Source organism: Vogesella lacus (assembly GCF_979366295.1).
Genome location: NZ_CEETQT010000003.1, coordinates 307,182 through 328,192 on the forward strand (window position 1 = coordinate 307,182; position 21,011 = coordinate 328,192).

Annotated in this window: 26 protein-coding genes and 1 tRNA gene; 15 read left to right on the forward strand and 12 right to left on the reverse strand. The window is 58.2% G+C overall.

Translation table 11 applies throughout. The annotated features are described in order from the left end of the window. Positions 1 to 52: 52 nt before the first annotated feature. Positions 53 to 128 (reverse strand) — tRNA-Val (locus ACZ9W6_RS05545). Positions 129 to 343: 215 nt separating this feature from the next. On the opposite strand from ACZ9W6_RS05545, the gene ACZ9W6_RS05550 reads away from it, so the two are divergent. Together ACZ9W6_RS05550 and tilS are read left to right on the forward strand one after the other, a co-directional pair. Continuing rightward, positions 344 to 1,309 carry an acetyl-CoA carboxylase carboxyltransferase subunit alpha gene (locus ACZ9W6_RS05550; protein ID WP_465190070.1) on the forward strand — a complete coding sequence of 322 codons (966 nt, stop codon included), beginning with the start codon at positions 344 to 346 and terminating at the stop codon, positions 1,307 to 1,309. Then, a complete protein-coding gene (gene tilS / locus ACZ9W6_RS05555; protein WP_465190072.1) occupies positions 1,299 to 2,615 on the forward strand; it encodes a tRNA lysidine(34) synthetase TilS in 1,317 nt (438 codons plus the stop codon). The genes ACZ9W6_RS05550 and tilS overlap by 11 nt, the downstream gene beginning before the upstream one ends. 24 nt (positions 2,616 to 2,639) lie before the next feature. Here the strand turns inward: tilS and ACZ9W6_RS05560 are convergent, their stop codons facing one another. Both ACZ9W6_RS05560 and tyrS read right to left on the reverse strand, forming a co-directional pair. After that, complete coding sequence (locus ACZ9W6_RS05560) at positions 2,640 to 3,038, reverse strand: cytidine deaminase (protein ID WP_465190073.1); 399 nt, start codon at positions 3,036 to 3,038, stop codon at positions 2,640 to 2,642. Between the two features lie 127 nt (positions 3,039 to 3,165). Next, positions 3,166 to 4,440 carry a tyrosine--tRNA ligase gene (gene tyrS / locus ACZ9W6_RS05565; RefSeq protein WP_465190074.1) on the reverse strand — a complete coding sequence of 425 codons (1,275 nt, stop codon included), beginning with the start codon at positions 4,438 to 4,440 and terminating at the stop codon, positions 3,166 to 3,168. Between the two features lie 180 nt (positions 4,441 to 4,620). Here tyrS and ACZ9W6_RS05570 point away from each other — a divergent pair, with 180 nt between their 5' ends. Beyond that, positions 4,621 to 5,292, forward strand: a complete 672-nt coding sequence (locus tag ACZ9W6_RS05570; protein WP_465190075.1) for a cytochrome b/b6 domain-containing protein — start codon at positions 4,621 to 4,623, stop codon at positions 5,290 to 5,292. A gap of 55 nt (positions 5,293 to 5,347) precedes the next feature. On the opposite strand, the gene ACZ9W6_RS05575 is transcribed toward ACZ9W6_RS05570, so the two are convergent. Both ACZ9W6_RS05575 and ACZ9W6_RS05580 read right to left on the reverse strand, forming a co-directional pair. Next, on the reverse strand, positions 5,348 to 5,779 hold the full coding sequence (locus ACZ9W6_RS05575) for a c-type cytochrome (protein WP_465190076.1): 432 nt from the start codon (positions 5,777 to 5,779) through the stop codon (positions 5,348 to 5,350). A gap of 98 nt (positions 5,780 to 5,877) precedes the next feature. Beyond that, positions 5,878 to 6,309, reverse strand: coding sequence for a c-type cytochrome (locus ACZ9W6_RS05580; protein ID WP_465190077.1), 432 nt, complete (start codon positions 6,307 to 6,309; stop codon positions 5,878 to 5,880). A gap of 160 nt (positions 6,310 to 6,469) precedes the next feature. Between ACZ9W6_RS05580 and ACZ9W6_RS05585 the strand changes: the two genes are divergently transcribed. The 6 genes from ACZ9W6_RS05585 to ACZ9W6_RS05610 are packed head-to-tail and all read left to right on the forward strand — an operon-like array spanning position 6,470 to position 10,548. Next, the gene (locus ACZ9W6_RS05585) at positions 6,470 to 6,895 is read left to right on the forward strand and encodes a Fur family transcriptional regulator (RefSeq protein ID WP_465190078.1); all 426 of its coding nucleotides are present in this window, start codon (positions 6,470 to 6,472) and stop codon (positions 6,893 to 6,895) included. Next, on the forward strand, positions 6,892 to 7,830 hold the full coding sequence (locus ACZ9W6_RS05590) for a CobW family GTP-binding protein (protein WP_465190079.1): 939 nt from the start codon (positions 6,892 to 6,894) through the stop codon (positions 7,828 to 7,830). Before ACZ9W6_RS05585 ends, ACZ9W6_RS05590 begins: the two co-directional genes overlap by 4 nt. A gap of 3 nt (positions 7,831 to 7,833) precedes the next feature. Then, entirely contained in the window at positions 7,834 to 8,037 is a 204-nt protein-coding gene (locus ACZ9W6_RS05595; RefSeq protein WP_465190080.1) for a hypothetical protein, read from the forward strand. Continuing rightward, positions 8,034 to 8,774 (forward strand): metal ABC transporter ATP-binding protein, encoded by a 741-nt coding sequence (locus tag ACZ9W6_RS05600; protein ID WP_465190081.1) that lies wholly within the window; start codon positions 8,034 to 8,036, stop codon positions 8,772 to 8,774. The genes ACZ9W6_RS05595 and ACZ9W6_RS05600 overlap by 4 nt, the downstream gene beginning before the upstream one ends. Then, positions 8,774 to 9,649: a metal ABC transporter permease gene (locus ACZ9W6_RS05605; RefSeq protein ID WP_465190123.1), complete on the forward strand. Its 876-nt coding sequence runs from the start codon at positions 8,774 to 8,776 to the stop codon at positions 9,647 to 9,649. Before ACZ9W6_RS05600 ends, ACZ9W6_RS05605 begins: the two co-directional genes overlap by 1 nt. After that, positions 9,649 to 10,548 (forward strand): metal ABC transporter solute-binding protein, Zn/Mn family, encoded by a 900-nt coding sequence (locus tag ACZ9W6_RS05610; RefSeq protein ID WP_465190082.1) that lies wholly within the window; start codon positions 9,649 to 9,651, stop codon positions 10,546 to 10,548. Before ACZ9W6_RS05605 ends, ACZ9W6_RS05610 begins: the two co-directional genes overlap by 1 nt. Here ACZ9W6_RS05610 and ACZ9W6_RS05615 read toward each other — a convergent pair. Then, on the reverse strand, positions 10,532 to 11,203 hold the full coding sequence (locus tag ACZ9W6_RS05615; RefSeq protein ID WP_465190083.1) for a sulfite exporter TauE/SafE family protein: 672 nt from the start codon (positions 11,201 to 11,203) through the stop codon (positions 10,532 to 10,534). The two genes, ACZ9W6_RS05610 and ACZ9W6_RS05615, sit on opposite strands and share 17 nt — an antisense overlap. A 285-nt stretch (positions 11,204 to 11,488) precedes the next feature. On the opposite strand from ACZ9W6_RS05615, the gene ACZ9W6_RS05620 reads away from it, so the two are divergent. Continuing rightward, positions 11,489 to 12,280, forward strand: a complete 792-nt coding sequence (locus ACZ9W6_RS05620; RefSeq protein WP_465190084.1) for an enoyl-CoA hydratase — start codon at positions 11,489 to 11,491, stop codon at positions 12,278 to 12,280. Positions 12,281 to 12,335: 55 nt separating this feature from the next. Here the strand turns inward: ACZ9W6_RS05620 and ACZ9W6_RS05625 are convergent, their stop codons facing one another. From ACZ9W6_RS05625 to ACZ9W6_RS05640, 4 genes are read right to left on the reverse strand one after another with little or no spacing between them, the layout of a single operon-like run. Continuing rightward, positions 12,336 to 13,106 (reverse strand): peptidylprolyl isomerase, encoded by a 771-nt coding sequence (locus ACZ9W6_RS05625; protein WP_465190085.1) that lies wholly within the window; start codon positions 13,104 to 13,106, stop codon positions 12,336 to 12,338. Positions 13,107 to 13,124: 18 nt separating this feature from the next. Continuing rightward, the gene (locus tag ACZ9W6_RS05630) at positions 13,125 to 13,907 is read right to left on the reverse strand and encodes a peptidylprolyl isomerase (protein WP_465190086.1); all 783 of its coding nucleotides are present in this window, start codon (positions 13,905 to 13,907) and stop codon (positions 13,125 to 13,127) included. Between the two features lie 4 nt (positions 13,908 to 13,911). Continuing rightward, complete coding sequence (locus ACZ9W6_RS05635; RefSeq protein ID WP_465190087.1) at positions 13,912 to 14,175, reverse strand: BolA family protein; 264 nt, start codon at positions 14,173 to 14,175, stop codon at positions 13,912 to 13,914. Next, positions 14,172 to 14,474 carry a YciI family protein gene (locus tag ACZ9W6_RS05640; protein WP_465190088.1) on the reverse strand — a complete coding sequence of 101 codons (303 nt, stop codon included), beginning with the start codon at positions 14,472 to 14,474 and terminating at the stop codon, positions 14,172 to 14,174. The genes ACZ9W6_RS05635 and ACZ9W6_RS05640 overlap by 4 nt, the downstream gene beginning before the upstream one ends. A gap of 269 nt (positions 14,475 to 14,743) precedes the next feature. Between ACZ9W6_RS05640 and ACZ9W6_RS05645 the strand changes: the two genes are divergently transcribed. Next, positions 14,744 to 15,676 carry an exopolyphosphatase gene (locus ACZ9W6_RS05645; protein ID WP_465190089.1) on the forward strand — a complete coding sequence of 311 codons (933 nt, stop codon included), beginning with the start codon at positions 14,744 to 14,746 and terminating at the stop codon, positions 15,674 to 15,676. On the opposite strand, the gene ACZ9W6_RS05650 is transcribed toward ACZ9W6_RS05645, so the two are convergent. Next, positions 15,663 to 16,328: an HAD family hydrolase gene (locus ACZ9W6_RS05650; RefSeq protein ID WP_465190090.1), complete on the reverse strand. Its 666-nt coding sequence runs from the start codon at positions 16,326 to 16,328 to the stop codon at positions 15,663 to 15,665. The genes ACZ9W6_RS05645 and ACZ9W6_RS05650 overlap by 14 nt on opposite strands. 90 nt (positions 16,329 to 16,418) lie before the next feature. On the opposite strand from ACZ9W6_RS05650, the gene ACZ9W6_RS05655 reads away from it, so the two are divergent. The 3 genes from ACZ9W6_RS05655 to ACZ9W6_RS05665 all read left to right on the forward strand — a co-directional run bounded on the left by ACZ9W6_RS05655 (position 16,419) and on the right by ACZ9W6_RS05665 (position 18,558). Further along, positions 16,419 to 17,042, forward strand: a complete 624-nt coding sequence (locus tag ACZ9W6_RS05655; RefSeq protein ID WP_465190091.1) for a nucleotide-binding protein — start codon at positions 16,419 to 16,421, stop codon at positions 17,040 to 17,042. A 212-nt stretch (positions 17,043 to 17,254) separates the two neighbouring features. Continuing rightward, a complete protein-coding gene (locus ACZ9W6_RS05660; RefSeq protein WP_465190093.1) occupies positions 17,255 to 18,205 on the forward strand; it encodes a GMP reductase in 951 nt (316 codons plus the stop codon). Then, positions 18,205 to 18,558: a VanZ family protein gene (locus ACZ9W6_RS05665; RefSeq protein WP_465190094.1), complete on the forward strand. Its 354-nt coding sequence runs from the start codon at positions 18,205 to 18,207 to the stop codon at positions 18,556 to 18,558. Before ACZ9W6_RS05660 ends, ACZ9W6_RS05665 begins: the two co-directional genes overlap by 1 nt. A gap of 45 nt (positions 18,559 to 18,603) precedes the next feature. Here the strand turns inward: ACZ9W6_RS05665 and ACZ9W6_RS05670 are convergent, their stop codons facing one another. Next, on the reverse strand, positions 18,604 to 19,911 hold the full coding sequence (locus tag ACZ9W6_RS05670; RefSeq protein ID WP_465190095.1) for a nucleotide sugar dehydrogenase: 1,308 nt from the start codon (positions 19,909 to 19,911) through the stop codon (positions 18,604 to 18,606). A gap of 181 nt (positions 19,912 to 20,092) precedes the next feature. On the opposite strand from ACZ9W6_RS05670, the gene ACZ9W6_RS05675 reads away from it, so the two are divergent. Further along, positions 20,093 to 20,968, forward strand: a complete 876-nt coding sequence (locus tag ACZ9W6_RS05675) for a dienelactone hydrolase family protein (protein WP_465190096.1) — start codon at positions 20,093 to 20,095, stop codon at positions 20,966 to 20,968. Positions 20,969 to 21,011: the final 43 nt, after the last annotated feature.

The following is a 21,011-nucleotide window of genomic DNA, read 5'->3' on the forward strand; positions in this document are numbered from 1 at the left end:
CCCCCGGCGTGACAGGCCGGTATTCTAACCAACTGAACTACCGCTCCAACCGTGGTGGGCGTTGACGGAGTCGAACCGCCGACATTCTGCTTGTAAGGCAGACGCTCTACCAACTGAGCTAAACGCCCTGAAACTTGTTGCTGGACACTGCATTCGCTGTGTCGTTCAGCGAGGAGGCGAATTAAAACACAGCTTGTACTGGCTTGCAAGTAGGTGTTTGAAAAAATGTTAGGGATAGTAATTTCAGGTTTTAAATAGCATTGGCATTTTGTCGGACAGGGTATGTGTAAGGATTTTGCCTCGTGCTATCATTGCCCGATTACCCCGTATCGGAATTGTATCAATGAAACCGACTTTTCTGGATTTTGAGCAGCCGATTGCAGAGCTGGAAAACAAGATCGAAGAGCTTCGTTTTGTCCAGGATGATTCTGTGGTCGATATCTCGGAAGAGATCGCCCGCTTGCAGAAAAAGAGTCAGGAACTCACCAAGAACATCTATAGCAAACTGACCCCATCCCAGATTGCTATCGTGGCCCGTCATCCACAACGTCCTTATACCCTCGATTATGTGGACGGCTTGTTTACCGACTTCCATGAAATGCGTGGCGATCGTGCCTTTGCTGATGATCCTGCCATCGTAGGTGGTTTGGCTCGCTTCAATGGCCAGCCCGTCATGGTAATCGGCCATCAGAAGGGCCGGGACACCAAGGAAAAAATTGCGCGCAATTTTGGTATGCCGCGTCCGGAAGGCTATCGCAAGGCTTTGCGCCTGATGAAGACGGCCGAGAAGTTCGGCATCCCGGTGGTCACTTTTGTCGATACCCCGGGTGCTTATCCGGGCATTGGCGCCGAAGAGCGTGGTCAATCCGAAGCGATCGGCCGCAATCTGTATGAAATGGCCAAGCTTAAAGTGCCGGTCATCGTTACCGTTATCGGTGAAGGTGGCTCGGGTGGTGCGCTGGCGATTGCGGTTGGTGACTACGTGAACATGCTGCAGTACTCCACTTACTCGGTGATCTCGCCAGAAGGTTGCGCTTCGATTCTGTGGAAGACTGCCGAGCGTGCGCCGGAGGCTGCCGAAGCACTGGGCATTACCGCGCCGCGCCTGAAAACCCTGGGTCTGATTGATCGCGTGATCAACGAGCCGCTGGGTGGTGCGCATCGCGATCATGCCGCGATGATGACCGCGCTGAAAAAAGTGCTGCAAGAACAGCTGAAAGATGCGCTTACCCGTCCGGTGGAAGAGTTGCTGAAAACGCGCTTTGACCGGCTGATGAGCTATGGCCGCTTCAAGGAAGATGCAGCCTGATCTGCTGGATGTGCTGATTGATGATTGGCCGGGCCTTGTGTCCGGCCAATCTGCTTTGGTGCTCGGTTTTTCCGGCGGTCTTGATTCGATGGTGTTGCTGGATCTGCTGTGCCGCTGGCGCGATGAGCGCGGCGGCCCGGCGCTTTCGGCGATACATATCCATCACGGGCTCAGTCTGCAAGCGGATGTCTGGGCGGATTTTTGTGGCCAACGTTGTGCAGAGCAGCTGGTGGCTTTGCAAGTCGTGCGTGTCAATCTGGCGCGGAGCGGCGGTCACAGCCTGGAGGCCGAGGCGCGAGCTGCGCGCTATGCCGCCTATGCGGCGTGTGCAGAGCCGGTTGTGGTGCTGGCGCACCATGCTGATGATCAGCAAGAGACGCTGATATCGCAGCTGTTGCGTGGTGGCGGGCCGCGGGCGCTGGCCGGGATGCCTGCATGGCGGCAGTGGCAGGGCAAGAACATCTGGCGGCCACTGCTGAAGGTTGGCCGCAAGCAATTGCAGAGCTATGCCGAGCAGCGCGGGCTGGCATGGGTCGAGGATGAAAGCAATCTCGATACGGCAGCGTATCTGCGCAATTTCGTTCGCCACGACATCCTGCCGCGCTTGACGGCGCGGATACCGGCGCTGGCGAGTCAGCTGCAACGTGCGGCACAGCGCATGCACGATGCTGCCGAGATGGCTGATGCCCTGGCGGCTATTGATCTGCAGGCGGCGAGCGCAGCGGATGGCCGTCTGTTGGCCAGCGTGGTGCTGTCCCTGTCGCCCGTGCGCCAGCGTTATGTTCTGCTTGCCTATCTGCAGCGGTGCGAGGCAAAGCTGCCGTTGCCCGAAGCTTTGCAGGAGTGGCTGCGACAGTTGGCCGCAGTGGCTGCCGAACCGCAACTATTACTCAAGAATGGCGTGCTGTTTGCCAGTCAGGGCATGATCCGTTTCTTGCCGGAAATCACAGTCACCGCTGATGTGCTACCCGCTGTGCGGATTGGCGAGGATCTGACACTGCCTGGCGGTAGGCTGCTCTGGTTGCGTCATCGCCACGGCTTTGCCGATGAGTGGCATGGCCGATTGCTGCAGTTGCAATGGCGGCAGGGCGGCGAGCGTATGGCAGCCAAGGTTGGCCGCAAGCCGTTAAAGCATTATTTTCAGGAAGCTGGTGTGCCGGCCTGTCTGCGCGAGCAATGGCCGCTGCTGTTTGATGCAGAGGGCGATCTCGTGGCGGTGCCTGGTGCGGCAGTGGCTTACCCTTTGCAATCTGATGGTGAAGGGTGGTGGCCGCAATGGTTGCCAACAGGGATGGTCAGAAAGTAAAAAGGCTGCGCAGGCAGCCTTTTTTCATGCGAGATTTTTCGGACCGAAGGCGCCCGGCAGTAGTGCATCCAGTGTCGTCTCGATGCGGCCTTCGCCATCACAAATCGCCCGTACCGGCATGGTCGGGCCAAACTCGTTGAGCACCTGACGGCAGGCTCCGCAGGGTGGCGTTGGAGTGGCGGTCGGGGTGTAGATGCAGACGGCGAGGATTTCCTGCATGCCATCGACGCGTGCGCTGTAGATGGCGGTGCGCTCGGCGCAGTTGGTCAGGCCGTAGGAGGCGTTTTCGACATTGCAGCCGCGCACGATCTTGCCATCGCTGGTGAGAATCGCGGCGCCCACTGCGAAGCGGCTATAAGGCACATACGCCTGACGGGCGGCGGCTTTGGCCTGTTTTTCCAGTTCTGCCCAATCGATATTCATGTTTGCTACTCCTGTATGGGCAGCTGATGCTGCGCCTGCGGCGGATACATTGTCAATGTTTCGATAATCATGTCGGGCATGAAAAAGCCCCGCTAGGGGCGGGGCCGGATGCGGGCAGCTGTTGAGCTTATTGCCACACCACCAGAGTATGGTTTTTCTTGCCACGCTTGAGCAGGCTGTAGCGGCCAAACAGGCGGCCTTCGTCGCCGATCTGGTGCTCGAGGCTGTCTGCCTTGTCACCATTGATGCTGACAGCGCCGCTCTGGATGAAGGTGCGCGCCTCGGATTTTGACTTGGCGAGGCCAGCTGCGGCCAGGGTGTCGATCAGGCCGTTCTGGTCGGCAGGCAGGGTTACGCTCGGCATGCCGTCCTGCGCCAGTTGCGCGAGGTCGGATTCGGTCAGGTCGGCCACGCTGCCGGAGAACAGGCTGGCGCTGATGCGCTGGGCCGCGGCCACGGCGGCTTCGCCGTGTACCAGCGCGGTTGCCTGCTCGGCGAGAATGCGCTGGGCTTCCGGCTTGGTGCCGCTGTTCTTGTCCTTTTCTTCGATGGCGGCGATTTCGGCCACCGACAGGAAGGTGAAATAGCGCAAGAACTTGTACACGTCGGCATCGGCAGTGTTCAGCCAGAACTGGTAGAAGGCATACGGTGAGGTCTTGCTGGCATCCAGCCATACCGCGCCGCCTTCAGTCTTGCCGAATTTGGTGCCGTCAGCCTTGGTTACCAGCGGCAAGGTCAGACCGTATACCTGTTTCTGGTGGATACGGCGGGTCAGGTCGGTGCCGGCAGTGATATTGCCCCACTGGTCCGAGCCGCCAATCTGAAGTACGCAGCCGTGGCGACGGTACAGCTCGGCAAAGTCATAACCTTGCAGCAGGCTGTAGCTGAATTCGGTGTAGCTGATGCCCTGGTCTTCACGGTTGATACGCTGCTGGACCGACTCTTTCTTGATCATCTGGTTGACCGAGAAATGCTTGCCGATATCACGCAAGAACTCCAGCGCGCCCATGCCGCCAAACCAGTCGTAGTTGTTGGCCATGATGGCAGCGTTGTCGCCTTCAAAACTCAGGAAGGGCGAAACCTGGCCGCGGATCTTGTCGACCCAGCTGGCGATGACGTCCGGGGTGTTCAGCTTGCGCTCGGTAGCCTTGAAGCTCGGGTCGCCGATCATGCCGGTCGCGCCGCCCACCAGAGCAATCGGCTTGTGGCCGGCCTGCTGGAAACGCTTCAGCACCAGTACCGGCACCAGATGGCCAAGATGCAGGCTGTCGGCGGTCGGGTCGAAGCCGCAATACAATGTAACCGATTCCTTGGCCAGAAGTTCTTCGAGCGCTGTCGCATCAGTTTGCTGAGCGATCAGGCCGCGGTCTTGCAGGTCCTGGATCAGGCTGGTCGGTTGCATGTGTATGATCTCCGTAAAGGCTGAAGGTGAATGAGTTACCCCGGCGGTGGCCGGAGGGGTGATTCTAGCGTAAATGACTTTGTTGCGCTGCCGGCATGTACGGCTGTTAACAAAAGGCGCTGTGGCGGTACGGGCTGGGCGGGTATCATTTCGCCTGCATGTCATGAGCAAGGGGCGGTGATGAAGAAGGTAACGATATGGGATGTGCCGACAAGACTGTTTCACTGGAGCTTGCCGGTGTTGTTCGGTTTGTTGTGGTTCAGTGGCGAGCAGGGCGGTGACTGGCTGGTCTGGCATATGCGCTTTGGCATGCTGTTGCTGACGGTCTTGTTGTTTCGCCTGGGCTGGGGTTTGTTTGGTAGCCAGACCGCGCGCTTTGCCGAGTTTATTGCTTCGCCGGCAGCAGCTGCGCGTTATCTGCGCGAGGGCAAGGCCGAGCGCTATGGCCATAATCCGCTGGGCGGCTGGATGGTGGTGGCGATGTTGCTGGCCTTGCTGTTGCAGATTGCGCTCGGGCTGTTTGCGGCCGATGTCGACAGCTATCTCTACGATGGCCCGCTGAAAGCTTGGATCGACAGTGATCTTGCCGAGCAGGTCAGCGGCTGGCACGGCCTTTGGTTCAATGCACTGCTGGGTCTGGTGGCCTTGCATTTGCTGGCGATCGTGCTGTATGCAGTGCTGCGCCGACAGAATTTGGTGCGACCGATGCTGCATGGCAAGTCAGATGATCAGGGCTTGCCTGTGCCGAAGATCCAGCCAGTGTGGTTGGCTGTGCCTTGGCTGCTGTTGGCGGTGGCGCTGGTTTATGTCGGGATTCCGTGGTTGGCCGCCATGGCGCCATCGGCTTATTGAGCCGGTTGAAAGCAAAAAAGCCACCGCATGCGGTGGCTTTTTTACTGCCGGCCGCTTAGCGGATCGGGCCGCGGAAGCTGTCGTGACAGGATTTGCAGCTGGCGGATACCGCTGCGTAATCGCGGCGGATGGCAGCCAGATCATCGGTCTGGGCGCTCTTGTGCAGGCTGTCAACAGCCTGCAGGAATTTGCTTTCTTCGGCCTTCCATTTGGCAGGCTGAGTCCAGATTTCCGGCTTGGCACGGCTGACGTCGTCAATCGCGTTGCTCTTGAACTGGGCAAACGGTGCCGCAGCAGTCGCTTTCAGGGCGTCGGCATGCTTGGCAAAGACATCCTTGCGAAAGCCGCCGCTACGCAGCATCACGCCCATGGGCTCGAAATTGCGAAGGACGGTCTTGAATGATTTCTGGCGCTCGGCGCCGCTCTCGGCATGACTGATGGCCGGGAGGCTTGCTGCCAGTACGGCGAGCAGGACTAGCTTTTTCATATTCGGTTCTGCGGTGGACTTGAGGCTGGTGTCAGAGCAAGGTTGGCCGCAATAGTTCGCGGCCAACCCTTTAAAGCTGCGCTAGTGTAGTCCAGAGCCTAGTCTTTGCGGAAGTTATCGTGGCAAGCCTTACAGGTTTGCTGGGTAGCGCCGAACTGGGCCTTGATGGCGGCTAGGTCGCCGCTGGCAGCAACGGTTTTGAGCTTGCCGACTTCGGTCTTGTGCTTGTCTACCGCAGCCTTGAACTTGTCAGGCTGGCTCCAGATTTCCGGTTTGGCATCGGTCTTGCCCTTGTCGCTGCCGGCCGGGAAGTGTTGCCACGGCAGTTGCGACAGGCTTTCCAGGTGGATGGCGAGCTTGCTGAACTCTTCCTTGTTGTACGGGGTATCGCCTTTGAGCATCTTGCCCATCGGGCCGACAGTCTTCTTGTACTGCTCGAAGACGTGCTTGCGTTCGGCGATCGGGTCGGCGGCGTGAGCGATGGCGGAGGTGGTCAGCAGCGCTGCCAGCGCCAGGGTAATCGCTTTCATGGGTTCTCCTTTATTGAAGTGACTTGGCGAGGGTTGTGCCAGCTTAGCATGTCGTTGTTCTGGACTGTGGCTTGCGCTGATTAAGGGTTGTTAAACAGGGTGTTACACGATAACATTTGAGAATTGATTTCATTATTGTGGCCAATCAAGCATGAATAGCATGACTTTTCTGGCGGCGGCCGAAGAGCTTTGCAGCCGGCAAGGTGCCAGGCTGACGGCTTTGCGCCGGCGTGTGCTCGAGCTGGTGCTCGCACATGATGGCGTGGTCAAGGCTTACCAGATCCTGGCCGAATTACAGCAGGAGCGCGGCATTGCCGCCCCGCCTACCGTCTATCGCGCGCTCGACTTCCTGGTGGAAGTTGGCCTCCTGCACAAGGTGGATGCGCTCAATGGCTTTATCGTTTGTCGTCACGTCGGTTGTCACCATCAGGGGCTGATCCTGGTGTGCTCGGTTTGCGGCAAGGTCAGCGAGCTGGATGCCTCGCCGGCATTTACTGCCCTGCGTGAGGAGGCCGACGAGCGCGGCTTTGTGATTACCGAACAGAATTTGTTGCTGACCGGGCATTGCCGGTCGTGTACCGCATGAAAAAAACCACTGTAAACGTGCTGACCGGCTTTTTGGGTGTCGGCAAGACCACGGCCTTGCGCCATATGATCAGCCAGCGGCCGGAAGGCGAAAAATGGGCGATCATCGTCAACGAGTTTGGCGAGATCGGCATTGATGGCGCGGTGCTGGACAATGGCGAATTGCCGGTAGCCGAGATTGCCGGCGGTTGCCTGTGCTGCGTGGCCGGCCCGCAGATGACGGTGACGGTGGCGACGCTGCTGCGCCGCGAGCGCCCTGACCGCCTGATCATCGAGGCCAGCGGCCTTGCGCATGCGGCAGGACTGATCGACGAATTACGCGCCGAACCGCTGGGCAAAGCGCTCGAAATCGGCGCGGTGGTGACCCTGGTTGACCCGCGCCAGTTCGTCAATAACGACTATTTCCGCCAGCCCCTGTATCGCGATCAGGTGATGATCGCCGATGTCCTGCTGGCCACCAAGGGCGATCTGGCCGATGCCGAAACCCTGCAGACTTATCGCGAGAAAGCTGCGGCGTTGTTCCCGCCCAAGTCGCTGATTGCCGAGATCAGTCATGGTGCGGCCAACCCTGCATGGCTGGATCTTGAGGTTCAGCCAAAGTCGCGCTACCGGCCGGCGGTGAAGCCGGGTGAGGCCAGTGGCTGGCAGTCGCAAGGCTGGACTTTCGCACCGGATGCCGAGTTCTCGGGCGAGGCACTGACCGACTTCTTCGATCAGCTGCCGCAGATGGTAAAAGGCCTGGTGCGCGCCAAGGGGGTTTTTCGCGTGTTGGATACCTGGTTGTGGCTGAACTGGACCGAGGGCCAGTGGGCGGCCAATCAGGTGGCGTGGCGGCGCGACAGTCGCTTCGAGCTGATTGCCAGCGAGCTGGATGCTGCCGCAATCGAGGCGGCAGTGAAGGCTTGCATCTTGCCCGCCGGGCAGACACAGGACTAAGCCATGTCACACTCTCATCACGGGCATGAGCATGATCATGCCGGGCATGCCCATTCCCATCCGCATCCTCACTCGCCAGGCGAGCATGCCCATTTGCCGCGCTGGCGGCTGATGGCGATGTCGGTCTGGCAGCGTCTGCTGCTGGCGGCGCTACCCTTGTTGTTGCTGTGGCTGGCGGTGTGCTGGGCCTTGCAGGAGGTCGCATGATTACGCTGGAAAATCTCACGGTTTCTTATCGTCGCCACCCGGCCGTGCATCATGTGAATGCCCATTTCGCCAAGGGTACGGCGACGGCGATTTTCGGCCCGAATGGTGCCGGCAAGAGCACCTTGCTCAAGGCTATGACCCGGGCTTTGCCGCTGGATGGCGGCCGTGTGCTGGCACCAGGTCTGGCTGCGCGCGAGATGGCCTATCTGCCGCAGCAATCGGAAATCGACCGCAGTCTGCCAGTGTCGGTCATCGACCTGGTCAGCAGCGGCCATTGGCAGCGCTGCGGCCTGTTTGGCCGGGTTGGCCGCAAGCAGGACGAGGCTTCGTGGAATGCGCTGGTGGCGGTGGGGCTGGAAGACTTTGCCTTGCGCCCGGTTGCAGCGCTGTCTAGCGGCCAGTTTCAGCGCGTGCTGTTTGCCCGCATCCTCGTGCAGGATGCGCCGCTGATCCTGCTTGACGAGCCATTTAATGCGATGGATGCGGCGACGACCGCGCAACTGCTGCAGCTGGTCGAGCGCTGGAAGGCCGAAGGGCGCACGCTGATTGCCGTGTTGCACGACGAAGAACAAGTCAAACAGCACTTCCCGCAAACCTTGTTGCTGGCACGCGAGGTGGTGGCGTTTGGCGATAGCCATGAAGTGCTGACTGCGGCCAACCTGCAGCGGGCGGTGCATACCGCCGCGCACTGGCTGGCCAATGCCCCGGTTTGCCGGGTGGATGGAGTGGCAGGATGATGGATCTGGTTTATCAATGGCTGGTCGCGCCGTTTGCCGACTTTGCCTTCATGCGTCGTGCCCTGGTGGCGTGCTTTGCCTTGGCGCTGGGGAGTGCGCCGGTCGGCCTGTTTCTGGTGATGCGTCGCATGAGCCTGATTGGCGATGCGATGAGCCATGCCGTGTTGCCGGGGGCGGCGATCGGCTATCTGCTGGCGGGGCTTAGCCTGCCGGCGATGAGTATGGGCGGCTTCTTTGCCGGCGTGCTGGTGGCAGGGCTGGCTGGTCTTGTCAGCCGATTTACCGAGATTCGCGAGGATGCGAGTTTTGCGGCCTTCTATCTGCTGTCGCTGGCGGTCGGGGTGTTGCTGGTGTCGTCCAGCGGCAGCAATGTCGACCTGATGCATTTGCTGTTCGGCTCGGTGCTGGCAGTGGATGATGCGGCGTTGTTGCTGGTGTCGGGTGTCGCAACTTTTACCTTGCTGTTGCTGGCGGTGATTTATCGCCCTTTGCTGCTGGAGAGTCTGGACCCGGTCTTCCTGCGTGCCGTTGGCGCTCGTGGAGGGCTGTGGCATCTGATCTTCCTGTTGCTGGTGGTGTTGAATCTGGTGGCGGGCTTTCAGGCCATGGGCACGCTGATGGCGGTAGGGCTGATGATGTTGCCGGCGATTGCGGCCAGGCTGTGGGCGGCCTCAGTCGGCGGCATGCTGGTGGCAGCCTTCACAATCGCCATGCTGTCAGGCCTTGGTGGTCTGCTGCTGTCGTATCACGTCGAGTTGCCATCCGGCCCGAGCATCATTCTGCTGGCTGGTGGCATCTATATTGTTTCCCTGTTTGTGGCGCCGCTTGGCGGCTTGTTGCCGCGCCTGTTGCGCCAACGTCATCTGGAGGCCTGATGTTTGCTAGCAAGAAAGTCCTGATAGTGTCCCTGTTGTTGTCGCCTATGCTGGCGCATGCAGAAATGCCGGTGGTGGCCAGCTTCAGCATTCTGGCTGATCTGGTGCGCGAAGTCGGTGGCGAACGGGTAAAAGTCGTGTCGCTGGTGGCAGAAGATCAGGACGCGCACGTCTATCAGCCGCGTCCGGCTGATGTCAAAAAGCTCAGCGAGGCCAAGGTGTTTGTGGTGAATGGCCTGGGGTTTGAGGGTTGGCTGCCGCGCTTGGGCAAGTCTGCCGGCTTCAAGGGCACGACGGTCACGGCGGCGCAGGGTATCAAACCGCTGGAAATGGCTGAGGATCATCATGATCACGGCCATGACCATGATCACAAGCATGGCGAGGCGGATCCGCATGCTTGGCACAATCCGCGCCATGTGATGCGCTATGTCGATAATATTGCTGCCGGGCTGGCGCGTGCCGATGCGGCTGGCGCTGCCTATTATCAGTCGCGTGCTGCGGCCTACAAGCAAAAGCTGAAAGAGACCGACGATTGGGCGCAGGGCAAGTTTGCCGCAGTTGCCAAAGCGCAGCGCAAGGTGCTGACCTCGCATGATGCGTTTGCTTATCTGGGTCAACGCTACGACATCCGTTTCCTGTCGCCGCAAGGAGTGAGCACCGAGGCCGAAGCCTCGGCCAAAGGCGTGGCACGGCTGATTACCCAGGTGCGTCGAGAGAAGGTGAAGGCGGTGTTTGTCGAGAATATCTCGGATCGTCGCCTGATCGAGCAGTTGTCACGCGAGGCGGGTGTCGCGGTGGGCGGCAAGCTGTACTCTGACGCGCTGTCGAGCAAGCCGGGCGCCCGCAGTTATCTCGAGCTGTTCCGCAGCAATGTCGAGGCGCTCAGCGCAGCGATGTAAGGGCGAGGTGGCCTAGTTGCCACACACCCATGCCCGCAACGGCCAGTCCGGCAATCAGCCTGACTGGCCGTTGTTGTTTCAGCCGGCCAAGCTGGTTGGCAAACCAGCCCATCAGCAAGAGATTGGGCAGTGTACCCAGCCCGAAGGCCAGCATCAGCAAGGCACCATCGCGGGCGTTGGCCGAGGCAAGAGCGGCCAGACTGGCAGTGTAGACGAGGCCGCAGGGCAACCAGCCCCACAGCATGCCGGCCAGCAGGGCTTGACCGGGGTGGCGAACGTGCAGCAACTTCATCGCGGCCGGACGCAGTTGATTCCACAGCGGGCTTCCCAGTTTTTCAATCTTGTTCATCCAGCTGGAAAGACCCGCCAGATACAGGCCCAGCAGCACCAGCAGCAGGTTGGCTGCAACAAATAGTCCGATCTGCAGCGGCCGATACGCCATCTGGTTGATACCCCATTGCGCCAGGCCGCCGAGTAGCAGGCCAACAAGGGTATAGCTGGCAATGCGGCCAAGGTTGTAGGCCAGCAGCATGGGCAGCTTGCTCTGTTGCTGTTGCATCGACATGGCCGTCACGATGCCACCGCACATGCCAAGACAGTGCACGCCGCCTAGCAGACCGGCAAGAAAGAGTGAGAAGAGGCTGAAATCCAGCATGGCTGCAGAAATGACAATGAAGATCCGGAATTGTAGCAGGGCATGACTTGCGTGAGCCGGCTAACATGCTGCAATCAGTTGAAATGAATATGGAATATTCTGTGTGGCAATATATATTAGGTGAATAAGCGGAACGTAGTAACTTGCAAAATCATGAACATAGTCCATCGTTAAAGCTAGAAATTATGCGTCATTGTCCACAGAATACTCGGTTCGGTCTGCATAGCAATATTGAGTATGGGCTGACGCAAGTCTGCCAATCCTGACAAAACCGGGGGGAGCTACATGACAAAAAGAATTACCGTAGAGAGACTGGGGCAGTCGGCGATTGTAACCATCAATAATCCGCCTGCTAATGTCTGGACTATTGAATCCCTGCAAGGGCTAGCCAAGGCGATGGACACGCTGGCGCAAGATGGCTCGGTGCGCGCGGTAGTCATTACCGGTGCAGGCGAGCGCTTTTTTTCAGCAGGAGCGGATCTGGCGATGTTTGAAGGCGAGGCCGCGGCCCATGCCGACAAGGTACTGGATGCTTTCAAGCTGGCATTTGACTCGATTCGCCATTTTCCGGGTGTGACGGTTGCGGCGGTTAACGGTTACGCTCTGGGCGGCGGCCTGGAATGCGCCTTGTCATGTGACTATATCGTGGCCGAAAAGGGTATCCAGCTGGGCTTGCCTGAGGCAAAGGTCGGCTTGATTCCTTGTGCGGGTGGCACCAAATTGCTGACGGATCGCGTTGGCGTGGCTTGGGCCAAGCGCTTGATCATGGGGGGCGAGTTTGTCAGTGCGCAGAAGGCATTGCAGATTGGTCTGGTTGAAGAGGTCGTTGATATCGGCCTTTCCAAGATCACTGCCTTGAGTGTGGCTGGCAAGGTTCGCCAGCAGTCTCCGGCTGCGGTGAGGGCTGCCCGTGCGCTGATCGAACAAAGCGCCATGGTTTCGCTGGACCAGCAGTTTGCTGACGAGAAGCGGGTTGCCTTGACCTTGATTGGCACCGCGGAGCAGCAGGCCGGTATCAAGGCCTTCAACGACAAGACGCCGCCGCCATGGTGTCAGCTTGATGATGACGATGATTGAATCATGACAATAAAAAAACCGGCTTTCGCCGGTTTTTTTATTGTCAGGCAAGGCCTTACTTGACCTGAGCCTTGTCTTTCAGCGACTTGATGTACTGCTCGATGCGCTGGGACTGGATACGTTGTTCCAGCTGCGGGCGCAGCTGTTCCAGCGGTGGTGCCGCCTCAACCTTGATGTCGTTCAGCTTGATGATGTGGAAACCAAACTGGGTCTTGACTGGCGTGGCGCTTACCTGACCTTTGGCCAGCTTGACCATGGCTTCGGAGAACGGGCCGACGAAAGAAGCCGGGTCGTTGTAACCCAGATTGCCGCCGTTATCCTTGGAGCCCGGATCGATCGACTTTTCCTTGGCCAGCTCGGCAAACGGCTTGCCTTTGCGCAGTGCGGCCAACACTTCCTGGGCTTCTGCCTCGGTCTTCACCAGAATGTGGCTGGAATCGTAGGACTTGCGCTCCGGGAATTCGGCCTTGACCTTCTCGTACTCGGCGCGAGCCTGAGCGTCAGTTACCGGGTTGGTGCGCAGATAGTCTTTCACTGCACGATTCGCCAGTGCCATGGCTTGGGCATTTTCGATCTCTGCCTTGTACTCGGCCGACTTGTCCAAGCCTTTCTTTACGGCTTCCTGACGCAGGATTTCAGCAGTAATCAGCTGATCCTTGATCATCTTGCCCATTTCCGGGGTCAGCTGCTGGCCTTGCGCTTCCATCATGCGGGCAACCGCATCGATGCGCTGCTGGGAAATGGCAACGCCATTGACGCTGGTGGCGAAGGCAGTGCCTGCGATCGCAAACAGGGCGGTGGCGATGAGCGTTTTCTTGAGTGTCATTATTTCTGTTTTCCTGTGTTACTGGATGGTCGCACGCTGGCGCAGATCGCCAATGGCATCGCTGATGGCTTTTTCTTGCAGATCACGGGCAATCTGGCCCTTGACCTTGTCAAACGGTGCGGCTTGCGCATCGCGGATATCTTCTACTTTGAAAATATGCCAGCCCAGACCGGATTTGAGCGGCTGATCGCTGATCTGGCCTTTCGGAATGGCTTGGAGTGCCTTGGCAAGTACAGGTTCCATGGCGGAGAGATTGCCCCAGCCCAGCTCGCCACCGCGCTCGCGGCTTGGCTGATGGATGGATTTGCTACGTGCCAGCACATCAAACTTGGCGCCTTTTTTCAGATCGGCAATCAGCTTTTTCGCCTCGTCTTCCTTGGCGACAATAATCTGCCGAACATTGACTTCTTTCATGCCGGCAAACTGCTTGGCGTATTGCTGATAGGCGGTTTTCAGTGCCTCATCACTCACGTTTACCTTACTGGCAACCTGATTGAAGTAAGCCTGTTGCAGCAGCTCGGTACGGGTGTTCTCAAGCTGTTTGATGAAATCTGCTTGCTTGTCGAGGCCGGCTTTGCTGGCAGCGTCAACAATCAGCTGGCGATTGATCAGGCGCTGTTTGACTTCATCACGCAGCTCTGGTGTGTCCTTGGCCTGGCCATTGCTGGCGGCAATCAGTTGCTTGACGGCGTTGTCCAGCGTGCTGCTGTCGATGGCGACGCCATTCACGGTGGCAACCGGTGCTGCGTAAGCGGTGCTCAGCAGCATGCCGCTAACGGCGGCAACGAATAATTTCTTCATGTATTCAGATTTCTTCCGGAGAAAGCGTTTTCTGGGCGAGGGCATGAATGCGGGTTTGCATCAGATCGCCCAGTGCTGCGTATACCAGTCGTTGACGGGCAATCCGGTTCAGGCCTTTGAATTGCTCGCTGACAATCAGCAGCTGGTAGTGACCACCGCTTTTGGCACCGGCATGCCCGGCGTGGGCGGCGCTGTCATCATGGATTTCAAGGACTTCAGGATTCAATGCGGCTAACCTGGTGCGCATCAGCTCGATGGTGTCACTCATGCAGGCAAAACCTTGCGGAACGGTTTGACTTCGACGTGGGCATACACGCCGGCGGCAATATAGGGGTCGGCATCCGCCCAGGCTTTGGCGGATTCAAGCGAGTCAAACTCGGCAACAATCAGGCTGCCGCTGAAACCGGCTGGGCCAGGGTCTGCACTGTCAATGCTTGGGAATGGGCCAGCCAGCAGCAGGCGGCCTGCCTCTTGCAGTGCTTGCAGACGAGCCAGATGATCCGGGCGGGCTGCCAGTCGTTTTTCCAGTGATTCAGGATGGTCGGTGCCAGTGATGGCGTAGAGCATGGTTTTTCCCCGTGCTTGATGAGTCGTGCAAGTACCGGTGCAGCCTTGTTGCAGCTGGCGGTCGCTCGTTATCTGAACGAGTTGGGGGCAGGAGCAACAGAATGCAAGCACTTTGTTTCGCGGCAGATTATGCGTCTTGCCTGTCGGGGCTGGCAAGGGTGGTAAACGGTGTGGCGGACAGGGCTGTGCTTGGATATGATGATTGATATGGCTTGATATGCTGGCAGTTGGCCGCCGAGACTGTTCTTAAGTTTGCAAGGAATCAGGAAATGACACAAAAGTACCGTTTGGTAACGCGCAGTGATTTTGATGGTCTGGTATGTGCAGTGCTGTTGAACGAGCTCGACATGATTGACGAGATCAAGTTTGTTCATCCGAAAGACATGCAGGACGGCAAGGTCGAGATTACTGATCGTGACATCACTACCAACCTGCCTTATGTGGCTGGTGCGCATTTGGCATTTGACCACCATCTTTCCGAAACCATCCGCAACGAATCCGGCAAACAGAACCACGTAATCGATGCCGATGCGCCTTCTGCTGCGCGCGTGGTTTATGACTACTACGGCGGCAAAGCGCGTTTCCCGAGTATTGCCGACGACATGATGATTGCGGTGGACAAGGCCGATGCGGCGCAGTTCGAGCGCGAGGAAATCCTGAATCCGACAGGCTGGGTGCTGCTGAATTTCCTGATGGATGCGCGTACTGGCCTTGGTCGTTTCCGCGAGTTCCGCATCAGCAACTATGCTCTGATGATGGACCTGATCAAATACTGTCGTGATCACAATATCGAGCAGATTCTGGATCTGCCGGACGTGCGTGAGCGTGTCGAGCTGTATTTCGAACACGAGCAATCGGCCAAAGAGCAGATTCGTCGCTGTACCCGTGTTGATGGCAAGGTCGCCGTGCTGGATTTGCGCAATGAAGAGCTGATCCATCCTATCAACCGTTTCATGATTTATGCGATGTATCCGGAAACCAATATCTCGATCCACGTGATGTGGGGCCTGAACAAGCAGAACACCGTGTTTGCTACCGGCAAGTCGATTCTGGATCGCGGTAACAAGAGCAATGTCGGCGAGCTGATGCTCGGTTACGGCGGCGGCGGCCATATGGCTGCCGGCACTTGCCAGGTGGACAATGAGCGCGCTGACGAGTTGCTGGCCGAACTGGTCGCCAAACTGAACGTTAACGAACAATAAGCCCGCGTAGCAGGGCATGAGCTTCATGCAGGCTCTGGCAGATTGCCAGGGCCTGTTTTGCTGTATGGGTGTCGGGCCAGACCAGATCGGGGATGATGATGACGCGCATGCCTGCGGCCAACGCAGCCTGCGCGCCTAGCGGAGAATCTTCCAGCACGATGCAGTCTTGCGGGGATGCACCGAGCAGGGCCGCTGCCTGCAGATAGGTGTCCGGTGCCGGCTTGCTGTGCTGGACATCATTGGCCGTCACGATATGTGAGAAGTAGGGAGCGAGGCTGCTGCGGCCAAGCTTGAGCTCGGCGAGAGTTCGTTCAGTCGCGGTACCGACCGCGCGAGCAATGCCTTCTGCCTGCAGAAACTGCAGCAGCGGAATGATGCCGGTTTTCAGCGGGATGTCGCCGTTCTGCAGTAATTGCCGGTAAGCTTGTCTGGCTTTTTCGGCAAGGGCGGGCATGTAGTCACGACTGGCCGGATGCTGGACTAGCAGTTGCAGGCAAGCGGCATGATTCAGGCCGGTCATGCGGTGCAGCAAGTCTTCATCCATGCAGGTGCCCAGCTCAGTGGCAGCATTGCGCCATGCCTGGCAGGACAATGCCTCGGTGTCGAGCATCAGGCCATCCATGTCGAATAATACGTTCAGCTTGTTGATCATGATTTTGCGCAGAGGGGACGAGTGACTATTCTGACCGATTTTGGCGTAAGCTTGCTGCTGTCGACGGGCATGATAGGCAATTAAAACAAGATGGCGTATTCGATTCTGGTGGCAAACCCGAAGGGTGGCAGTGGCAAGTCAACGTTGTCTACCAATCTGGCCGGTTTTTATGCCGGGCAGGGCACGCAGGTAATGCTGGGTGATGTGGACAAGCAGCAGTCTTCATTGCAGTGGCTGGCGCGGCGGCCTGAGCTTGCGGCCAACGTCAGCGGCTGGCAGATGCTGGAAGGGCTGGCAAAGCCGCCCAAGGGTACGCAGGTGATCATCCTCGATAGTCCTGCGGGCTTGGATGGCAAGTTGTTGAAATCACTGGTGAAAAAGGTAGATCGTGTCATTGTGCCTATCCAGCCGTCGCCGTTTGACATCTGGGCCAGCCGGGATTTTTTTACGGTCTTGCTCGAGGAAAAAGCCGTCCGCAAGGAAAAGACTTTTGTCGGCGTGGTTGGCATGCGCATTGATCCGCGCACTCGCTGGGCGAAGGAGCTCGAGCAGTTTCTGGAAGGCTACGAGGTGCCGGTGCTGGGCTATTTGCGTGATACCCAGCTGTATGTGCAGGCTGCCGGTAATGGCCTGAGCCTGTTTGATATGCCACAAGGGCGAGTCAAGCGCGATCTGGAAGCGTGGGAACCTATTTTGTCGTGGCTGGATAATTAGTGCTTGACGGCCCATCGGCTCGCCGGTAAATTCACCAACGTTTGCCCTGCGCCACTGCGCGCTGACGGGCGGGAAAATTGCAAGCGGAAGCCTGGTGGCTTCCGCTTTTTATTTGGGGGCTCCCAAATCCGCATTGTTATCCGGAACGGCAATGCGGCACTCCTGGCACAAGCTTGGCCAGGGGTTTCCCGAATGCAAACTGGAGTAAAACCATGATCAAGACCGAACTCAATTACGGTGATGTATACCTTGTTCCGAAGAAAACCGTCGTAGACAGCCGTAAGGAGTGCGATACCTCGGTGGCGTTTGGTCCACGCCGCTTTACCATGCCCTTGTATGCCTCGAACATGAAGAGCGTGGTGGATGCCGAGACTTGTGAATTTTTTGCCCGTCGCGGCTGGTTCTATACCATGCACCGCTTCAATGTCGACACCGTGGCTTTTGTGCGTGACATGCAGCAGAAGGGCTTGTTCGCTTCGATCAGCGTCGGCGTCAACGAAGACACCCACGAACAGTTGGCCGCACTGAAAGCTGCCGGCCTGACGCCGGAATACATCACGCTGGATATTGCCAATGCCTGGTGCGTGAAGGCAGAGCGCATGATTAAGCATATCAAGGCCGAGTTTCCTGGCAGTTTCCTGATTGGCGGCAATGTGGCTACGGCCGACGCGGCGCGTGATCTGGAAGCCTGGGGTTGTGACGCGATCAAGGCCGGCATTGCCGGTGGTCGTGTCTGCATCACCAAGAACAAGACCGGTTTTCACCGCCCGATGATTTCGACTGTGCTGGATTGTGCGGCCGCAGTGTCGGTGCCGGTGATTGCCGATGGCGGCATCGTCGAGCACGGTGATGTGGCCAAAGCGCTGGTGTGCGGTGCCACCATGATCATGGCGGGTTCGATGTTTGCCGGCTATGACGAATCGGCTGGCGAGATCGTCGAAATCGGCGGCAAGCACTACAAGGAATACTTTGGCAGTGCCTCGCAGTTCAACAAGGGCGAGTACAAGAACGTCGAAGGCAAGAAGATCCTGGTCGAGTACAAGGGCTCGATGGGGCGGGTGCTGAACGAGCTGCAGGAAGACCTGCAGTCATCGATCAGCTATGCCGGTGGTCGTGATCTGTTGGCCTTGCGCAGCGTCGAGATGATCGAGGTGCGTCGCTGATGGCGCTGCCGGCCGTGCTGCTGCGCTATCGCTGTTTGCCAGCCGTGCTGTGTTGGCTGCTGTCGGTATGGCTGTTGTGGCTGAAACCGGCCGGCGAGCCTTCCGGTCTGCCTTATGGCGACAAGATCGGCCATTTCGTGCTGTTTGCGCTGTGGGCGGCGAGTCTGCTCTATGCCATGCCGGCGCGTGTGGCAGTTTGGCGCAAGACCTTGCTGCTGTGTCTTGCCTGGGCGGTGATTTCCGAACTGGGGCAAGCACTGACGGCGACGCGCAGTGCCGAGCTGGCCGACGCGCTGGCCGATATGGCAGGAGCCGGTCTTGCCGTATATCTCTACTATCGCTGGCAGCGGTAACTAAAAAAACAGGCCCTTCCGGGCCTGTTTTTTTGCATCTACTGCTTAAGCCTTGACGACGTTGGCCGCAGGCTGCAGGTATTTGCCGCGGCTGTCGACGATCAGCTGGGCGTGCTGCAGGATTTGCGCATAGTCGAACTTGTCATGGTCGGTCGCCAGCAGCACGCAATCGTAGCTGGCCAGCGATTCGGCAGTCAGCTCGACACTGCTCAGCTCGAAGTGATGCTCGCGCATGGTCGGGAACACCGGCACGTGCGGGTCGCTATAGCTGATCTCGGCGCCCAGATCGCGCAGTTTTTCCATCAGGAATACCGACGGGCTTTCGCGCATATCATCCACGTTCTTCTTATAGGCAATGCCCAACACCAGCACGCGGCTGCCATTGATGGCCTTCTTGCGCTGATTCAGGGCTGCGGCCAACTTGCTCACCACATAGTCCGGCATGGCCGAATTGACTTCGCCGGCCAGCTCGATAAAGCGGGTGTGCACGCCGTATTCGCGCGCTTTCCAGGTCAGGTAGAACGGGTCGATCGGAATGCAGTGACCGCCTAGGCCCGGGCCCGGGTAGTAGGGCACGAAGCCAAAAGGCTTGGTGGCCGCGGCGCGGATCACTTCGTGAATATCGATGCCCATCTTGTCGGCAACGATTTTCATCTCGTTGACGAGGCCGATATTGACGGCACGGTGGATGTTTTCCAGCAGCTTGGTCATTTCAGCGGCACGGGTGGACGACACCGGCACCACTTTGTCGATCACGGCGCTGTAAAGTGCGACGCCGATTTCCTGGCAAGCCTCGGTGACGCCGCCACAGACTTTCGGAATGGTACGGGTGGTGAAGTCCGGATTGCCCGGATCTTCACGTTCAGGCGAGAACACCAGGAAGGCATCTTCGCCGATCTTGAAGCCACGCGATTCGATGCGTGGCAGCAATTCTTCGTCGGTAGTACCCGGGTAGGTGGTGGACTCAAGCGAAACCAGCTGGCCGGCGCGTAGATGCGGCACCAGGCTGTCGATGGTGTTGATCACGAAGGACAGGTCTGGCTCGCGGTATTTGTTCAGCGGCGTCGGTACGCACAGGATCAGCGCGTCGGCCTCACCGGCGCGGGCGAAGTCCGTCGTGGCCTCGAAGCCGCGATCCAGCGCCTGACGGATGCTGTCACTGCTGATGTGTTCGATATAGCTGTTGCCCTGATGCAGGGTATCCACCTTGCGCTGGTCGATATCAAAGCCTAAAACCTTAAAGCCGACCTCGGCAAAGCGCAGCATCAGCGGCAGGCCGACATAGCCCAAACCTACGATGCCGATAACGGCGGTTTTATCCTGAATGCGGGAGAGAAAGTCCTGTTTCACCATTTGCCCAATATACGAAAAAAAGGTGCCGGCAAGCGGCACCTTTCATTAACCGGAATGGGCAGAATTTTCCTATGCCCGGCTTAAAAGAACAAGCTATTACGAGAATAATGCCGTGCTGCATGTGCAGGCTTGTATGATGCGAACGAGTAATTTTGTCCAAATGAATGGCCGGAGGTAAACGATGTCGTTGCGTAAGCAAGAGTTGGATCAGGCAGTGATTGCTCTTTATGACCGCTTTACTCATGGCGAGATTCCGCGGCGCGAGTTCATGGGCAAGATGGCTTCAGTGCTGGGCTCATCCCTTGCGGTGACTTCGGCATTGGGCTTGTTGCAGAACAATTATGCGCAGGCAGCCCAGGTGGCCGAGACAGATGCCCGGCTGGATAGCTCACAGGTGACGTTTGGGCGCCTGGATAATCATGCGCTGAATGGTTATCTGGTGTGGCCCAAGGGGGGCAAAAACCTGCCTGCCGTGATCGTGATTCACGAGAATCGCGGATTGAACCCGCATATCAAGGATGTGGCCCGCAAGCTGGCGCTGTCGGGCTTTCTGGTGTTGGCACCGGATTATCTTTCGGTACAGGGCGGTACGCCACTTGACGAGGATGCGGCACGCGATGGTATCGGCAAGCTGCCTGGCAGCGCGGCACTTTCGACTTCGCAAATGGCGGTCAGCTGGCTGCAGGAGCAGGGAAATGGCAAGGTCGGCTGTGTCGGGTTTTGCTGGGGCGGCGGGCAGGCAGCGGCACTGGCAAGCCGTTCACCAGAGCTGAAAGCAGCAGTTTCGTATTACGGTGCGCAGCCACCGGTGGCGCAGGTGCCGGATATCCAGGCAGCCTTGATGCTGCATTACGCCGGGCTGGATGAGCGGATCAATGCCGGGATTGACCGTTTTGAAATGGCATTGCAGGCACACCGCAAGACCTATGAACTATACCGCTATGCCGGTGTGAATCACGCTTTCAATAACGATACCAATGCCGCGCGTTATGACAAGGCGGCGGCCGATCTGGCCTGGCAGCGTACGGTAGATTTTCTGAAGCTGCATTTGCGTTAAAAGGTTGGCCGCAAGCATGCGGCCAACCTTTTACTCGTTCCGG

Bases quoted from the DNA above. Each gene is read 5' to 3' on its own strand.
- ACZ9W6_RS05645 (WP_465190089.1), top strand. From the start codon at position 14,744: ATGACACAAAAGTACCGTTTGGTAACGCGCAGTGATTTTGATGGTCTG.
- ACZ9W6_RS05570 (WP_465190075.1), top strand. From the start codon at position 4,621: ATGAAGAAGGTAACGATATGGGATGTGCCGACAAGACTGTTTCACTGG.
- ACZ9W6_RS05650 (WP_465190090.1), bottom strand. From the start codon at position 16,328: ATGATCAACAAGCTGAACGTATTATTCGACATGGATGGCCTGATGCTC.
- ACZ9W6_RS05660 (WP_465190093.1), top strand. From the start codon at position 17,255: ATGATCAAGACCGAACTCAATTACGGTGATGTATACCTTGTTCCGAAG.
- ACZ9W6_RS05670 (WP_465190095.1), bottom strand. From the start codon at position 19,911: ATGGTGAAACAGGACTTTCTCTCCCGCATTCAGGATAAAACCGCCGTT.
- ACZ9W6_RS05625 (WP_465190085.1), bottom strand. From the start codon at position 13,106: ATGACACTCAAGAAAACGCTCATCGCCACCGCCCTGTTTGCGATCGCA.
- ACZ9W6_RS05620 (WP_465190084.1), top strand. From the start codon at position 11,489: ATGACAAAAAGAATTACCGTAGAGAGACTGGGGCAGTCGGCGATTGTA.
- ACZ9W6_RS05610 (WP_465190082.1), top strand. From the start codon at position 9,649: ATGTTTGCTAGCAAGAAAGTCCTGATAGTGTCCCTGTTGTTGTCGCCT.
- ACZ9W6_RS05550 (WP_465190070.1), top strand. From the start codon at position 344: ATGAAACCGACTTTTCTGGATTTTGAGCAGCCGATTGCAGAGCTGGAA.
- ACZ9W6_RS05640 (WP_465190088.1), bottom strand. From the start codon at position 14,474: ATGCTCTACGCCATCACTGGCACCGACCATCCTGAATCACTGGAAAAA.
- ACZ9W6_RS05615 (WP_465190083.1), bottom strand. From the start codon at position 11,203: ATGCTGGATTTCAGCCTCTTCTCACTCTTTCTTGCCGGTCTGCTAGGC.
- ACZ9W6_RS05630 (WP_465190086.1), bottom strand. From the start codon at position 13,907: ATGAAGAAATTATTCGTTGCCGCCGTTAGCGGCATGCTGCTGAGCACC.
- ACZ9W6_RS05560 (WP_465190073.1), bottom strand. From the start codon at position 3,038: ATGAATATCGATTGGGCAGAACTGGAAAAACAGGCCAAAGCCGCCGCC.
- ACZ9W6_RS05655 (WP_465190091.1), top strand. From the start codon at position 16,419: ATGGCGTATTCGATTCTGGTGGCAAACCCGAAGGGTGGCAGTGGCAAG.
- tyrS (WP_465190074.1), bottom strand. From the start codon at position 4,440: ATGCAACCGACCAGCCTGATCCAGGACCTGCAAGACCGCGGCCTGATC.
- ACZ9W6_RS05600 (WP_465190081.1), top strand. From the start codon at position 8,034: ATGATTACGCTGGAAAATCTCACGGTTTCTTATCGTCGCCACCCGGCC.
- ACZ9W6_RS05665 (WP_465190094.1), top strand. From the start codon at position 18,205: ATGGCGCTGCCGGCCGTGCTGCTGCGCTATCGCTGTTTGCCAGCCGTG.
- ACZ9W6_RS05675 (WP_465190096.1), top strand. From the start codon at position 20,093: ATGTCGTTGCGTAAGCAAGAGTTGGATCAGGCAGTGATTGCTCTTTAT.
- ACZ9W6_RS05590 (WP_465190079.1), top strand. From the start codon at position 6,892: ATGAAAAAAACCACTGTAAACGTGCTGACCGGCTTTTTGGGTGTCGGC.
- ACZ9W6_RS05580 (WP_465190077.1), bottom strand. From the start codon at position 6,309: ATGAAAGCGATTACCCTGGCGCTGGCAGCGCTGCTGACCACCTCCGCC.
- ACZ9W6_RS05585 (WP_465190078.1), top strand. From the start codon at position 6,470: ATGACTTTTCTGGCGGCGGCCGAAGAGCTTTGCAGCCGGCAAGGTGCC.
- ACZ9W6_RS05575 (WP_465190076.1), bottom strand. From the start codon at position 5,779: ATGAAAAAGCTAGTCCTGCTCGCCGTACTGGCAGCAAGCCTCCCGGCC.
- ACZ9W6_RS05605 (WP_465190123.1), top strand. From the start codon at position 8,774: ATGGATCTGGTTTATCAATGGCTGGTCGCGCCGTTTGCCGACTTTGCC.
- tilS (WP_465190072.1), top strand. From the start codon at position 1,299: ATGCAGCCTGATCTGCTGGATGTGCTGATTGATGATTGGCCGGGCCTT.
- ACZ9W6_RS05635 (WP_465190087.1), bottom strand. From the start codon at position 14,175: ATGAGTGACACCATCGAGCTGATGCGCACCAGGTTAGCCGCATTGAAT.
- ACZ9W6_RS05595 (WP_465190080.1), top strand. From the start codon at position 7,834: ATGTCACACTCTCATCACGGGCATGAGCATGATCATGCCGGGCATGCC.